16 protein-coding genes are annotated in these 14,951 nt (G+C 38.9%); 7 read left to right on the forward strand and 9 right to left on the reverse strand.

Annotated elements, in window-relative coordinates; genetic code table 11:
- Positions 1-128 precede the first annotated feature (128 nt).
- Both OGI71_RS11920 and OGI71_RS11925 read right to left on the reverse strand, forming a co-directional pair.
- Entirely contained in the window at positions 129-518 is a 390-nt protein-coding gene (locus OGI71_RS11920; RefSeq protein WP_282255678.1) for a hypothetical protein, read from the reverse strand.
- Between the two features lie 11 nt (positions 519-529).
- Positions 530-1,930 (reverse strand): MFS transporter, encoded by a 1,401-nt coding sequence (locus OGI71_RS11925; RefSeq protein WP_282255679.1) that lies wholly within the window; start codon positions 1,928-1,930, stop codon positions 530-532.
- Positions 1,931-2,007: 77 nt separating this feature from the next.
- Between OGI71_RS11925 and OGI71_RS11930 the strand changes: the two genes are divergently transcribed.
- The 3 genes from OGI71_RS11930 to OGI71_RS11940 all read left to right on the forward strand — a co-directional run bounded on the left by OGI71_RS11930 (position 2,008) and on the right by OGI71_RS11940 (position 4,753).
- Positions 2,008-2,856 carry an AraC family transcriptional regulator gene (locus OGI71_RS11930; protein WP_282255680.1) on the forward strand — a complete coding sequence of 283 codons (849 nt, stop codon included), beginning with the start codon at positions 2,008-2,010 and terminating at the stop codon, positions 2,854-2,856.
- Between the two features lie 510 nt (positions 2,857-3,366).
- On the forward strand, positions 3,367-3,942 hold the full coding sequence (locus tag OGI71_RS11935; protein ID WP_282255681.1) for a cyclic nucleotide-binding domain-containing protein: 576 nt from the start codon (positions 3,367-3,369) through the stop codon (positions 3,940-3,942).
- A 115-nt stretch (positions 3,943-4,057) separates the two neighbouring features.
- Positions 4,058-4,753: a type 1 glutamine amidotransferase domain-containing protein gene (locus tag OGI71_RS11940; protein WP_282255683.1), complete on the forward strand. Its 696-nt coding sequence runs from the start codon at positions 4,058-4,060 to the stop codon at positions 4,751-4,753.
- A 155-nt stretch (positions 4,754-4,908) separates the two neighbouring features.
- On the opposite strand, the gene OGI71_RS11945 is transcribed toward OGI71_RS11940, so the two are convergent.
- The 4 genes from OGI71_RS11945 to OGI71_RS11960 all read right to left on the reverse strand — a co-directional run bounded on the left by OGI71_RS11945 (position 4,909) and on the right by OGI71_RS11960 (position 6,789).
- On the reverse strand, positions 4,909-5,352 hold the full coding sequence (locus OGI71_RS11945; RefSeq protein WP_282255684.1) for a hypothetical protein: 444 nt from the start codon (positions 5,350-5,352) through the stop codon (positions 4,909-4,911).
- A gap of 62 nt (positions 5,353-5,414) precedes the next feature.
- A complete protein-coding gene (locus OGI71_RS11950; protein WP_282255685.1) occupies positions 5,415-5,906 on the reverse strand; it encodes a hypothetical protein in 492 nt (163 codons plus the stop codon).
- 382 nt (positions 5,907-6,288) lie between these two features.
- On the reverse strand, positions 6,289-6,468 hold the full coding sequence (locus tag OGI71_RS11955) for a hypothetical protein (RefSeq protein WP_282255686.1): 180 nt from the start codon (positions 6,466-6,468) through the stop codon (positions 6,289-6,291).
- Positions 6,469-6,486: 18 nt separating this feature from the next.
- Entirely contained in the window at positions 6,487-6,789 is a 303-nt protein-coding gene (locus OGI71_RS11960; protein WP_282255688.1) for a hypothetical protein, read from the reverse strand.
- A 346-nt stretch (positions 6,790-7,135) separates the two neighbouring features.
- Between OGI71_RS11960 and OGI71_RS11965 the strand changes: the two genes are divergently transcribed.
- Both OGI71_RS11965 and OGI71_RS11970 read left to right on the forward strand, forming a co-directional pair.
- Positions 7,136-7,903 (forward strand): DUF4382 domain-containing protein, encoded by a 768-nt coding sequence (locus OGI71_RS11965; protein ID WP_282255689.1) that lies wholly within the window; start codon positions 7,136-7,138, stop codon positions 7,901-7,903.
- 457 nt (positions 7,904-8,360) lie between these two features.
- Positions 8,361-8,819, forward strand: coding sequence for a copper resistance protein NlpE (locus OGI71_RS11970; RefSeq protein ID WP_282255691.1), 459 nt, complete (start codon positions 8,361-8,363; stop codon positions 8,817-8,819).
- A 10-nt stretch (positions 8,820-8,829) separates the two neighbouring features.
- Here OGI71_RS11970 and OGI71_RS11975 read toward each other — a convergent pair whose 3' ends face one another.
- Together OGI71_RS11975 and OGI71_RS11980 are read right to left on the reverse strand one after the other, a co-directional pair.
- Positions 8,830-11,292, reverse strand: coding sequence for a PIG-L family deacetylase (locus OGI71_RS11975; protein WP_282255692.1), 2,463 nt, complete (start codon positions 11,290-11,292; stop codon positions 8,830-8,832).
- A gap of 135 nt (positions 11,293-11,427) precedes the next feature.
- Positions 11,428-12,444, reverse strand: a complete 1,017-nt coding sequence (locus OGI71_RS11980) for a hypothetical protein (protein WP_282255693.1) — start codon at positions 12,442-12,444, stop codon at positions 11,428-11,430.
- Between the two features lie 265 nt (positions 12,445-12,709).
- On the opposite strand from OGI71_RS11980, the gene OGI71_RS11985 reads away from it, so the two are divergent.
- Both OGI71_RS11985 and OGI71_RS11990 read left to right on the forward strand, forming a co-directional pair.
- Positions 12,710-13,741 carry a fatty acid desaturase gene (locus OGI71_RS11985; RefSeq protein ID WP_282255694.1) on the forward strand — a complete coding sequence of 344 codons (1,032 nt, stop codon included), beginning with the start codon at positions 12,710-12,712 and terminating at the stop codon, positions 13,739-13,741.
- A 324-nt stretch (positions 13,742-14,065) separates the two neighbouring features.
- Positions 14,066-14,281 (forward strand): hypothetical protein, encoded by a 216-nt coding sequence (locus tag OGI71_RS11990; RefSeq protein ID WP_282255695.1) that lies wholly within the window; start codon positions 14,066-14,068, stop codon positions 14,279-14,281.
- Positions 14,282-14,531: 250 nt separating this feature from the next.
- Here OGI71_RS11990 and OGI71_RS11995 read toward each other — a convergent pair whose 3' ends face one another.
- On the reverse strand, positions 14,532-14,789 hold the full coding sequence (locus OGI71_RS11995; RefSeq protein ID WP_282255696.1) for a hypothetical protein: 258 nt from the start codon (positions 14,787-14,789) through the stop codon (positions 14,532-14,534).
- Positions 14,790-14,951: the final 162 nt, after the last annotated feature.

Raw genomic sequence — 14,951 nt, forward strand, 5'->3', positions numbered from 1 at the left:
AAAAACGCCCTTCACAACATGCTGTGGAGGGCGTTGGATCATAGATATGGATCGTTTTTGTTACAAGTATCCAGCCTATGATTATCCTGTTTAAGTATTTTTTTGCTTCAGGGTCTACGCGGAGATTGCTACAACCAATGCTCGATAAGATGAAACCACAAAGCCTTTCCTTCTTTAATCAGAAAAACAGCAGACGAACTTCGTCGTGTAGTTATATTTCCAGTTGACTGTATTTCGACATACGTAGCCAGTGCATGATCATGCGAGCAGGCTATTTCGATATTTTCCAGGGATACACGACGATCCGGAAATATACCGTATACCGTGGGTAACCAAGTTATAAACGAGCCCAATGGGATCCGGTTACCATCACCGCTCAGCATTTCAAAATCAGCTGAAAATCCTGAGAGGATCCTTTTAGATAGTTCTTCCCTATTTGCCTGCCCTCCTCTAAACCAAAGTTCGATGTCTGTACAGAAGCTTTCCAATACCAATTTTGCTTTTTCTTTATTCTCCATTGTATTAAAATTTATTTATCAATTGTATTAAATGCATTATTTCTCAGTTCAAACAATCTGCGATTGATGAAAAGGCTAATGGTCTGAAACAATGCAATTGTTGCTATTGCCAGCGCAAAGGCTTTGGGAAAACCTACAGTCGCGATCAAACTAAAGAATAACGTCCCAATGATAGCACCGCCAGTGACCCCGCCTATCTGCATACTGATACTCACCAGAGCGGAGGCCTGCCCCGCCTTATCTTTGGGGACAAGGGCAATAGCGGTACGCATCATCACGGGCATCATCGTTCCATGTCCCAATCCCGCTATAAACAGCGTAATATGTGTTGCAAAAAAAGGTTGTTGTCCGTAATAAAACAGCAAGGCTGTCCCCAAAAAACCTCCCATGAGCAGTGTCAATCCGATATAAATAAATGCATTTGTTGTCAATCTCAATCTAGCTACAAGCAGTGGCCCCAAGAAGAATGCTATGCCATAGGGAATAATTGCAAAGCCCGTATCTATGGTATCCCAATGTAAGAATTCCTGTAAATAGTAGGGATAACTGATAAACAGCCCCGCGGTAAAATTGTACAGAAAGATTATTGGTAGACAAGAGGCGAATTGCCGATTGTATAATAAAGTGGGGTCGATCAGAACAGGTCGCTGCAGTCGATGAGCAGATACCTCATGCTTAAAAAATTCATTCAGTAAGATCGCTCCGGCCATCATTACAGCAAATATCCACCAAGGCCAGTGATATCCACGACCAAAAATAAGCGGACAGATCAACAGCAGTAAAGCAATAATCAGTAGTAAAGCACCTTTGTAGTCAATGCCAGACTCCTTTTCAGTACCGTTGTTGTCCATCGTAAAATGAATACCGATAATGCAACAAATTGTGATGGGCACATTGACCAGAAAAACCATTTCCCATGATAAATTGCCCCAATGTGTCATTAATAATACCCCACCGAGCAACTGGCCAGCCACTGCAGCCAGTCCAAATACGGCGCTGAAAAGACCAATAGCTTTGGGCTGTTCATTACTATTAAAAAGTACACGGATAGAAGCCAATACCTGTGGGGCAAGCAGTGAAGCTCCTATTCCCTGAATGAATCTTGACACAATAAGAACGGAAATATTCGGTGAAAAAGCACAGGCCAAGGACGAAAACAGAAAAAGGTACAGACCCCATATAAATATTCTTTTGCGTCCATAAATATCCCCCATTCGTCCACCACAAACAATCAAAGCGGCATAGGTCAGACCATAAATCGCGACCACAAGCTGTAATTGCTGATCACTGGCCCCAAAAACATTATGTATCGCAGGTAATGCCATATTGACAATAAAATAATCCAAAGGAGATAGAAAAGCCCCTGCCACGAGGAAGCCTAGGGCTTGCCATCGCTTCGTATAAATATCCATAGTTATTTTTTATGCAAAATTAACCTCCATTTATACCATATAAATTGTATTTTTAAAGGAATATAACGTATAAATAAATGAATAGCGTACATACAGAGCGGATCGGAGTCCGTGAGCTATCACTGATCAATACATCGGAGACCATCCGTACAAAGACATCCTTATCTTTTGTTTATGTAATTCAGGGGAAGGGAGCTTTTACCTATGATGGGCATACGCTTGCCTTTGACATTGGGAAATTTATCGTTGTTCCGCAACATCAGACTTATCATTTTGAAAGTACCCAAGCCAAACTGATATTCATTCAATGCCCATTGGCTTTTGTTGATAAAATACGTCTCGAAGCAGATCGGATAGAAAGTTGTGAAAACCTATACAAACTACAATACATCAGCAACAGTTACCATGCACGTGCGGGCTGTGTATTCAAGGAAAAATCGGATGAAAATTTTGCCGAAATGCTCGTTCTTCAGATTGCAAGAGAATTCAGAAATAAAACCGGCGATTACCTCATCATCCGAAACAGCATTTCCATTCTCTTGAACTTGATCGCTCGAAATCTAATCGGACAGGAGCTATCTGATATCCAGGAAAATCAAAAGGCCTTCTCAATTTTAAAGATCATCACGTACATACAGCAGTATGCCAAAGACAAAGAGAAAACCCGCATTCAGGAGATAGCCTCCCACTTTGGTATAGCTAAGAATTACTTCGGTGAGTATTTCAAACAACAGACCGGTATATCCTACCAAGATTACCTACTCGATTACCGATTGAAATTGGTCGAAACCTATCTGCGGTATAGCAGCATCCGCCTCGGAGAAATTGCACATGAATTACAGTTCAGTGACGAAAGTCATCTTTCAAAACTATTTAAAAAACATAGAGGGCTTACGCCAAATGAATATAGAAAACAAAAGTCTTAATAAAAAAAACACCCGATAGCATGGGGTACTCCGGGTGTTTTAGCCATATTATTAACCTATTTTATGAAAAGTGCCCGTGATGGGCAACACTAAAGTAGAAAATAACTTTGTATAAACAAAATAAAAAATGAAAAAAATCGGTTTTTCTTATCACTGCTAAACCGGTTGAACATTGATTTAGGCAAACAACGTAGTCTTCTTTATCTAGTGCCCAAGCTCGGAACTAATTAATCCCAAATCCTATAATAACACCATAATTACAGGGGATTAATAGGGGGTTAATAGGGGGTTAGCAGGGGTAATTCCCTATTAACCCCCTGTTAATTCGGTATAAAAATAGTCTTATTTCACTTTTAATTTATAACATGATATCAGCTTGGTAATAAGATATATACTAGAATGCTGTTCTATCCTCCCTTTCTAGTGAATATCCAAACTCCCAAAAGGAGATACACCGCGCTAAGATTACGAGATTTTGCTTAATTTTAGTTCATTAAATAATGATAAGCTATGACCGGTCGAGAAATTCTCAGGCAACATATCAATAAAACCGTCCAATTGAATGATGAACAATTTGATTATTTCTTTTCTTTTTTCAAACCGGTATCCTTTAAAAAGAAACAATCGATTATCACCATTGGTGATAAGGTGGAATGTGAATATTTTGTCCTCAATGGCTGTCTAAAAACTTTTGTGGTCAATGATGAACAAAAAATGCATATCCTACAGTTTGCCACACAAACCTGGTGGGCATCTGATTATAATGCCTTGCACAACAATACGAAAGCAACGGTCAACCTGGATTGTGTAAGCGTCGCGGATACGCTTTGTCTATTTGCTGAGGATCGTGAACGTGTATGCAAGGAAATTCATGAAGTTGAAACATTTTTACGATGGCGTTCGAACAAGGGGTATATCGGTCTACAAAAAAGAATTCTATCCCTGCTCAATAATGACGCCCGCAGTCGCTATGAGGAATTGATGCTCCAATATCCTGAATTGTACAATCTTGTGCCAAAACATCTGATTGCAGCCTATCTTGGGGTTTCCCGTGAGACGCTCAGCCGGCTCTATCACAGCAAATAATGTGATCTATGTCACCAAAACAAACCTTTCTTTAAAATGTGATGTATATCACATAAGGGTCTAACGATTTATGCCCTATTTTGTGTTATCATTTAAACAATTAATTTTTTCAAAGATGAAAAAAGAGAACTTAAAGGTATTGGTCGTTTTGACTTCACATGACCAACTGGGAGATACAGGAGCTAAAACAGGTTTTTGGGTTGAAGAGTTTGCAGCCCCCTACTATGTTATGGCCGACGCAGGAGTTGCTATAACAATTGCTTCACCCAAAGGCGGCCAACCGCCCATTGATCCCAAAAGCGCACTCCCCGATTTCCAGACAGCAGCAACAAAACGTTTTGATGCAGATATGGAACTTCAGAACAAACTGGCAAACAGCATTGTCTTAGCAGAAGTTAATGAGCAGGACTATGACGCGATCTTCTATCCGGGCGGCCATGGGCCACTCTGGGACCTTGCAAATGACAAGACTTCCATTGCTTTGATCGAATCATTTTGGAAACACAACAAACCCGTGGCCGCTGTTTGCCACGCTCCTGGTGTTTTCAGGTTTGTTAAGAATGTCGATGGTAGTCCATTGGTACAGGGCAAGAAGGTAACAGGCTTTTCCAATTCTGAAGAAGATGCTGTACAGTTGACAGATGTCGTCCCTTTCCTTGTTGAAGATGAACTGATCAAACTTGGCGGACACTACAGCAAAGGCGAAGATTGGGGCAGTCATGTCGTCAGAGATGGTAAACTGATTACCGGCCAAAATCCCGGCTCATCAGAAGAGAGTGCGAAGGAACTACTAGCCTTGCTGGAGCAATAAAATGCTATCAAATGTAATAGCGTTTCCATGTTGAATATACAAAGATACGTTAGGTTATCGGCGATGCTAATAACATAATTAGAAAATCCCATTTTTATACGTTGAGAACGATAAAAATGGGATTTTTGTTGGCTGTCGCCGAATGACGTATATCTTTACTTAACGAGTTTCGTTTCTAACTCCTTCAGATTATTGGCGCTTGTGATATTTCCGAGGTCGGCGGCCTGTTTCCAATAGAGCTTTGCTTTTTCAATAACATTTAGTTTAAAATAAGCCACCCCCAGATCGTTTAACAACATTTTACGATCATTGTGACTGGGCTTTCCTATCTGTAGATATTTATCAAATTTGACAATCGCTTTTTGAGGAGCACCAGATTGCAGGTAAATGGTTCCCGAATATTTCAATGCTTCTCCAATATCAAACTCTTCAGCTTTTTCAAAATAAAACAAGGCTTCCTTGTATTTACCCTCCCTAAAATATTCTTTCCCCTGATCCAGATACTTCTCTCCATCACTTCTGAACAAGAAATAGTAAGCCATTCCATTGAGTAGAAGAATTAATCCCAAGATTGCGATTACTTTTCTAAAAATCTCCATACAACTGTTAACTATATTTTTTTATTTATTTAATTCGAAAACCGCATATAACAAATACCCACCTATACCCTTTGTACACTAAGCTGACTTAATTGGATCAGCTGTTGGATTTCCCTCAATATAGGTTCCACATTTTTGGTTCTACCGATACGCTCCAGCATTTTTATGCTTTTATTATCCTTTGTTACCACAATGATGTCAGTTCCATTGTGTAGGGCAATAGCAAGATGTTTGAGGGTTTCGAATTTTTGGATTTCTTTGATGCGAATCTCCTTTTTGAATAGCCCAAAATAAGATTTGCTCATCGTGCCTGCTACACAATCAATCGTCAGCTGCTGGGCAAAGATCCTAATCTGCACACAAAAGACAATAAGCCCAAAGATCCAATACCAATTCTTTTCACCAAAAATATTTCCATCTTTAATTCCACCAATTAAAATACCGATGGCTATAAATAGCCAGAATAAGGCTAAGCAAAGCGCATAATAACCGATCCTTTTAGAGGTATATCTACTGCTATCTTGTGTGAAATATTTATAATTATGCTCTTCCATTTTCATTGTGTTTTTATTTAGGGTTTCACCTGGTTTAAAAAATTATTTACGATCAAATATAGACAACAATAGATTTGTATTTAGGTCCATTTAAAATCCGATAATATCCATTTAATATTCGCAAGGATTGAGACAAATCATCTCTTAGGCATTAGTCCAGTCCTTCTTCCAAAAGAAGGCTCATATAATTTAACTGGTTGTTCCATCCAATCTCGTCCTCATATGCCAAAGCATTACACTTAAGGTAATTTTTATGAAACAAGTTCCTTCCAGTTGCTCTTTGTACTATAGACTATTTGTTGACTATTAAACTCCATGATTTTTCGTTAAAAATAACATCACTAGTTCAGGTTTTATCATACTGGTTCCAAAGATGTATCCATTAAAAAATAAATAGTTTCATATCCTCAATAATGGCCGGAAAAAGAAAACTTTCAATCTTATCATAATCCATTCTCTTTTTTAACTCATCAAAATCCTCTTTTTTCACTTTCTTCGAGATCAAAATTAAAAATGAACCAAAGGCATCATAGATAATATCCGCATAAATCCTTGGAGACATAAGGGGCTCAATTTTTGTTTAGATCACAGAGAGTAGCGCAAACTTTAAACTTCGCTGTTTGTTAAATCTTGGTTCAGGACGAAATTTATCCTCAGTGGTATTGAAAGGACAGTCTGTAAAGAATTTATGCTTTTCAGGATCAAATTTCTTTAGATCCAAAGTAATTCTATATTTAAACTGATCATCGATCAATATCTTTTTACCCACCAGTAGATTATGATAAATGTAATCCCAGACATATTGGGCCACCTCAGGTGAAATCCTTGGTGTAGATTCTACTTCTGCTCTTTCAACCATTGTCCTTATTTCGAAATATGCCATTTTATATAATATTGGTTAGTCCATTTTGTCAAATTTATAACTGCCTTCTCAGGCTATTTAAAACTACATTATTTTGACCATATAAAATTAGGCCCATTTAAAATCGATAACATCCACTTAATATTCGTAAGGATTAAAACAAATCATCACTTAGACATCATTCCAGTTCCTCTCCTAAAAGATATCTCACAGAATTAATAAGATCATGTGAAAGACATAAAAGCACGAATTAAATTATACTTGGATAGATCTTTAGTGCAAAATAATTCACAAAAACAATTGTAATATTTGTAATACATTTGATCTGGCATAGCATTTGCAATGGCAATCCTATAAGTTACTAACTATGAAAATAAATTCAATTTTTGTTGCTTTGGCAGCCGTAGTGCTACTAGGCAGCTGCAGTAAGGACGATAAGCAGTCTACACAGACGACCCCTGTAACCATTAAAATGACTGATGCCCCTGGTTATTATGATGCAATTCATTTAAACATCGATGAAATAGAAATTCGTACGAACTCAGGTACTGAAAGTCTGGACGTTGATGGAAGTCCGTTTAATATTCTTGCCTATACCATGGGGAGAGATACCGTGATTGCGGGAGATGATGTACCGTCGGGTATGATCCAGGAAATTAGACTTAAGCTTGAAGATGAGGGGAATGAAATTTGGGTTGATGGCGTTCGCCATCCGCTAAAAACGCCTAGTGGGCAGTCCTCGGGTGTTAAGATAAAGGTACACGATGAGTTGATTCCGAATGTTGCCTACACCCTTTTGCTTGATTTTGATGCGTCGAAATCAATCGTAAAAACCGGTAACGGCCAATATTTGCTTAAACCAGTTATCCGCGCGATTCCTGTAGCAACATCAGGAGCAATTACAGGCACGATTAATCCGGCTGCCTCCTTAGCTCACGTGTTCGCCATTAATGGAGTAGATACTGTTGGAACTTTGGCGAATTCAGTTGGAAAATTCTATTTCCCGGGTATGTCAGAAGGTACATATAAAATAGTTATTCAACCTTCAGTTGCAGGCTACTTGGACAAAACCATTGAAGACGTTCAAGTGGTAAAAGGAAGCGTCAAAGATTTAGGTAGTATCTCAGTACAATAATGTACTTTGGTTAAAAAAGGAGCTTATCCTTGCAATCTCCAAAAAGTCAGTAGATTTTTTGGAGATATGACATAGATAATATGCTCCTTTTTACATCTCTATGTAAAAGATCTCGTTCAGAGTAACCTATCAACTTCCAACTACCTCCATTTCCTCTATCGGAATTTTGTATATACAAAATTAGTTTAAATTTACTGCTCTAATCTTTAGATAGAAACAGCCCGCGATCCTGTATATAATTGGCAAAATTATCCTATTCAATTTTGTTGGGATAATTCATATACATTCCAACCTACATCTTAGGTATGGAAATATAAGAGAGGCACTACTCGATGATCAGTGAACATTTACAAATGTAAGTGATATAAAAAATGTTGAATTTACTGGTATAGTAGTTGTGTATTCCACTTTATAAACATACATATATGAACAAAATCTTCCATTTTTTTTCATCGGAATGACAGGCATTACGATTTCTTCTTGCCAAAACAGAGGTAAAACACCTGCTAGTACATCTATTGATACAGCGGCAATGACAGATACACTATCAGCTACTGGAAATACCGAACAGGCAAACGCTATATCTGCAATACAAACTCGTTATGCTGGGACACTTCCCTGTGCAGATTGTGAGGGGATCAAAATGATATTGACTTTGCTGAATGAAACCTATAGTCTTGAGGAAACCTATTTGGGAAAATCAGATCAAGCCCTACAGTCCAAAGGTCCAATGTTGATCGAGCGTGGCTACGAAAAAGACAATGATGCAACCTTATACATCCTAAACCCCGATAGTGATACTGAAAAGCGTTATTTTGTTCGCCTGACGGCACAACCTGGTAAGTTGATCATGCTGGATAAGGATCAAAAGATAATCACCTCGAAATTCAACTATACGCTATCTGAGGAAAAATAAAATCAGTGTTTCACGAATGAGACTGCGATCCACCGATCGAAAGCATATTGGCAAAAAGACGATAGGCTCCGGACACAGCAGCAGGAAGCTGTCTAAATAAAGACAGGCTACTGTAAATATAGTATCCTTTTCCCTTTCTATTGACAAGCAACAACCCATCTTCATTTCCTCGGTCCGAATTTTGGGTACGCAAGACTGGTTTAAATTCACTATTCCAGTCTTTGGGTAGAAACAACGCGCGGTCCTGTACCCAATTGACAAAATCTTGCTGTTCTATTTTATTTGGATAATTCAAGATTCGATGCGTGGGATCCAAGAAGCTAATGGTCGATTCCATATTGGTAATCCGTTCGCCAGTAACAGTTAAAGGATAAGCCCCCACCTCTTCTAACGGTAGATCATAAGGGGTATTATATTGGGTTATCAAAACACCACCGGCTTCAACGTATTCACGCAACTGCGTATGAAAATTCACCAATTGTGGATCCGTATTATAAATTCGGATGCCTAAGACTATAGCATCAAAACTCGACAGATCTGCATCTTTCAAAGCAGTCACCGATAGAAGTTCTATCTCATTTACCAATTGCTTCAGGCTTCCTACAAGTTCATCCTTTTTTCCAGCGATATAGGCGATCTTCTTAGCGGTGTTCACAACTGGACTATCTAGAACCTGTAAAACAGCTTTGGGATAATATACGACATCCTCAATATGAGGATAGCTGAGCGATTTTAAACTACGTTGGTGGATACCATAAGTACTTTCTATCTCAAATCCAATCCGTTGTATCTGTTCAGCTGATCCCAAAGAAGTCAACTGAAAGTGAATTTTTTCGGAAGCATTACCCTTTAAGGTCAATGTATGTTCTTTAGGAGATATTGTCAGCCCATCCCCTCCCTTTAACCTCACAGTGACTGACTCCGCTGTAGAGACATTGGATTGTAGTTCAAGCGAGACAGAACGAATGGTAGAATCCGCCAGAACGATAATATCTGTATTAAAAGTGCCGGTAATAGCAGGAGAAATACTGATTGGTTTATGGTTATTCAGAACAGGTATACTAATCGCGATGGATAAACCTCCAAACTGCAACTGTAATTGTGCTGCGATCGGATTGTTATGTTGAGCGAGTACAATATCGCTGAAAGACTGCGGAGAATAATTACCCTTATCTCCCTCCTCTGTTAACCAGGATGGCAATGAAGGATCAATGGTGTGACTAAGCCGACCTGTAATTTCTATACGTTCTGTATGTGATAATTGATGAGGCTGATGATATAGCGTTTCAAAAAAGGGAACTGTCACATGGGTCAATACCATATCAGAATCCTGGGGTATATTCGCCTGCAAAAATAAGTTAACATCGGTGCCGGGCACCCAGCTATCAACCAATGAATTTATTTCAAAGGATACCCCAAGTGCGCGAAGCAAAAGCTGCTCCAGGTCAATACGTTTTTCATGGATTACACTATTTTTAGATACAGTTCTCATCCAGATCAAAATTGTTGCGATCGCCACTGAAAGTTCACGGCTATCTCCCTGGGCCTGTTTCGCAAGCAAACCATCGACAAGTTTCTTAAAAGCAGGAATATACTTGTCCTCCGTTTCAGTTGAAGTAAATAAAGCGTCAGCAGCTGTTGGATCAACAGACTTTCCCTTCAATAATTCAAAATATTCAAGCGTGGGCGTATGTTGTGTTAAGCTAGCCATCGCCTGAGAACGGTGTTTATTACGGCTTTCAGCAGCAATCTCACCATGATGCAAGCCCGTATAACGATTATACACAGGAATAGTGACCGAAAAATGCCGTGGTAAAGGTATTACCTTACCACCAATATCTTTGACGCCACTCTCCTGATAAACATTCCAAAACAAACGCTGTGTCTGCCAGACAGACAATTCCTCCAATTGTTCAGGATAGGCCTGCGGATCCGCAGCGAGATCATAGGCCTTTTGTGCCAGGATCGCCGAACTCTGGTGGTGTCCATGGAGATCTGGAATATGCGGTGAAAATCTAGTAATAATAATATCTGGCCGAAAGTACCGGACGGTCCATACGATATCCGCAAGCACCGCTTGCTCATCCCATCGGAGCATTGTTTCAGTTGCAGATTCTACAAATCCAAAGTCTTTGGCCCGTGTAAAAAATTGTCTTGTGCCCTCGGTCTTCCGCGCAGATAAGGATTCCTGTACCCGAAGTATGCCAAGGTCGGCTCCTTTTTCGGAGCCTATAAAATTCTGTCCCCCTTCGCCGCGCGTAAGCGACAAATAAGCAGCATCTACAAGCTTATCCTGGGCAAAAAATGTCAATAGCTTATTGTTCTCATCATCTGGATGGGCACCTACATACAAAATCCTTCCAAAAACCTTCAACTTGCATAACTCACGCATGAAACCAGCATGGTCCATTTGCGAAGAAATTCCGTTTCTAGGTTGTTGGGGGGATTGTTGTGCGAGAAATTTTAATGCCATATCCATCTATTTTTAATAAGTGCGATGGCCAAATATAGTAATAATTTCCAAAAGACTACCAAATCTATAGATATTATTAATAACACTAAGAATAATATAGTCGAAAGCTTACGAAAACGGTTGCTCAATATCTTGTTATTTCTTCGGTCTAATTACATAGCATGTACCTTGGTCTATCCCTCTTAATAAAAGATATTTTTTATCCTTTGACCGATACACTTTATAATTATTTAATTCTCTTGCTTTTAATTCCTCGTATATTTTATTGGGTTGTTTGAAATACAGTGTTTTATGGGGCATCACAATTTTGAAATAACTAGTTCCCTCCCAATGGTCGATATGAGACTGATTACCTGCGCCCCATCGTAGGTATCTGCCGAAATCCCAAAATGAATATTGAATCCAATTGTCTTTATGGATATACTCACGCCGGATAAAATCCAATCCTTCATTCTCGTCTGTAAGTTCTCCAGCATATGTTATTTCCAGTTTGCTATCTCTAGATTGGGGATCATCATAGTCGTCCGTAAGCAGGTAGTTCCACTGACCATGGCCATACAGGAATAATTTGTATACCCCCTTTTCTGGATCGGAAGGTGATGCTTGGATCTCCTCCGTTACATATTCTTTAGCTACATATTCTTTAGTGGAAAGCAATTTTTCAATTTCCTTTTTTGAAAACCTTCGGTCCCGATCTAAATTGTTAATCAAATAGTTCGTTGTATCACCCTTGGCTATCCAGTTGTTATAGCTGTCACTTTCTGTATCAATGATATAGCGATCCACTGTTTTATAATTATGCGGTATCGTATTAGGGTAGATATATGTTAAGGAGTCTACGACATATCCATTTTGATCGAGCTTGTACCAAAAGTCCTCGATGGTTATTTTCTCATCATTTTCCTTATCCCTACTACCGGCAATCAACAAGGTGCTGTCATTAATCTGGAGAATAGGTTCAAAATACTGCGCTTGGATCTCCAGTACATCATAGTCATCATCTTTCAGACTATCCAATGTGCGACATGTTCTGTACACTTCCGGAACCCGTTGAAATTTCACTGCTAACCGTTTATAATACTTCCCAGTATCGGGAAATATAACGATACAGCTCAGAATGACTACTCCTATTATTACTTTTTTTATCTTCATTTTTTACTATCTCTCAGAACACTTACGGAATATCTGTCTTCGCCATAAAGATATCGAGTTCTATGTAAATAGGGACCGCGAATATTAATTCGAAACACTCAATTAAAAAATGAGATAGTTATTTTTTCCTTATTAATTGCCTCAAGAAGCCTATTTATAGCATTAAAAGATTTACGGTCATATGTTAAACTTTTCGAATTAACACTTTTTAACCGATATATACCGTAGCTTAGCGCTTTATCAACAATTAGATCAACCAAACAGAATGCCCTTTTTAGATCATGTGCTCCAAAAACCCAGCTACGGATGGAAAGACGACAACGGAGACCTTATTAAACCCAGCCCAAAACAAATATTCAGCGAATTTTTCAAAAGATTAAATGTTTTTAAGGACCAACGCAACTGGCTACCTTTTTTTAGTTGGCTGAAAGTAGCTTGCCTTATTCCTTTTTTCTTTATCTTTCTCTTTGCTCACCTTAGCTGGTGGACTGTGCTGGCTGCTTTTATCTACAGTATGATCATTATGGGGACGCATGGCACGATCTGGCACCATCGTTTTTCCACACACGGCGCCTTTAAGTTCAGCAATCCCTTCTGGCGCTTTTTCACACAGAACCTCACAATCAATGTGATCCCTGAGGAGATCTATGTGATTTCACATCATGTACACCATGCTAAATCAGATCAGCCAGGGGATCCATACAACGCACAGGCAGGATTTCTATATTGCTTTTTGGCCGATGTTAACCATCAGCCGATTGCTAAAGATCTGAATGAAAACTCCTATAATCGCGTCAAGTTGCTTATGAAGCATACCGGTGTTACAGCTAATACTTATGCACAATATCAAAAATGGGGATCCTATGTCAACCCAACACATGCAATCCTATCATGGGTACTAAATTGGTCATTTTGGTATGTCGTATTCTTTTTAATCGGTGGACATGCCTTGGCCTGTTGTCTATTTGGCGCGGCTGGTTTTTGGGCCATCGGTGTACGTACATTTAACTATGAAGGACATGCCAAAGGAGAAGATAAACAACGCGAAGGGATAGATTTTAATGAAAAGGATAAATCCATCAATCAATTGTGGCCTGGTATTGTCGCCGGGGAATGGCACAACAACCATCACCTTTATCCCAAAAGTGCGCGAAGTGGTTTCAAACCCTACCAGATTGACTTAGCTTGGTGTTATATCAAAATGATGCACAGATTAGGCGCTGTCAGCAGTTATCGCGATGACAAAAAACGGTTCGATGAACAGTACCATAAGCCTTACCTCGATGCCAAAAAATAAAAATAGTAGGTAATCTGATTCCAGGTATGAGACAAAAATCATTATACAGTAAAACAGAAAAATAGCTAGCACTAGCTATTTTTTTGTTTTGGAACAAGCCAATTTTAGCTGCGCGTCCAACAGGAAAAGCATCTCATCAGGAGCTTATATTTTTTACACAAGAAAGGTATATTCTTCGCGATCTAAAGCCTCAAAACATTCTATTAAAAGAGGAAAATGAAATATTAACAGCAAAGATCTCTGATTTTGGCATCAGTAAACTAATCGATTCACAGACCAATAACGCTTCCCTGACCATATTGTATTGAGGCAAGATTTCATCGAATGTCGAACTTTGGTATTATGATGTATGAGCTAGTATCCAACAAACCTCTCTTTGAACATCAGAGTGGAGACACCATCGCAAAACAGATTATAACCTCTATCTTATCGGCAGATCTTCTCAAAGAAGTTGATGATACCCCCGAACCTTATCAATCTGTCATTAAAAAATACTGTGTTGCAGATGCCTGGAAACTGATCAAAAAAAACCGCAAATGAACTGATCAAGACATCGAACCCAAAGTTCTTGACCTATCGTAAAAAAGCAGCCCGAAGGAGGCTCCTAAAAGCCAAAAGGCCATAGCACCGATCAGAAGTTTCAAACCCAGTAAAGAATCTCCTTTTAGATTAAAAAAAACATCTGGAAATTTCCCAATGCACTGCATCTGTTTATCCATTTTTTTCTTCATAACAATAATACCGAAGCTTTCATCGCTTCGGTATTATTATCATACAGTACCTCCACGGGTTAGTTTTCGTTCAGATTTCTGGATTTCAGTTCATTGTCCAGCGCTTCATCCGATTTCCTCCAACGAATAAAAGCCCAAGCGCCCATAACAATAAGCATAAACGTAAAAATAGTAATTCCCTTATTTACGACACCATAAACAATAACACCTGCACAAAATCCGACAAGTATGGCATTGATCAATTTGCTACTTTTTTGCTGCTTTTTTCTATCCAACAGTTCCTGATCGGTCAATTCAGTTAGTTCCTTTTCTTTCATAGTTTTAATGTTTTGGCCAATATTATCTGAATCAAAATTAGAGAATTTACTTTTTATAAGCAATTTAATTCCGTACCATAAAGAACCAATTTGTCGATCTTTGCGCAGCCATTGAAAACCTTTTTATATACAAACTGAAAAGTAACTATTCCGCCAGAAAGG

Origin of the sequence: Sphingobacterium sp. ML3W (assembly GCF_029542085.1) — a bacterium.
GTDB lineage: Bacteria > Bacteroidota > Bacteroidia > Sphingobacteriales > Sphingobacteriaceae > Sphingobacterium.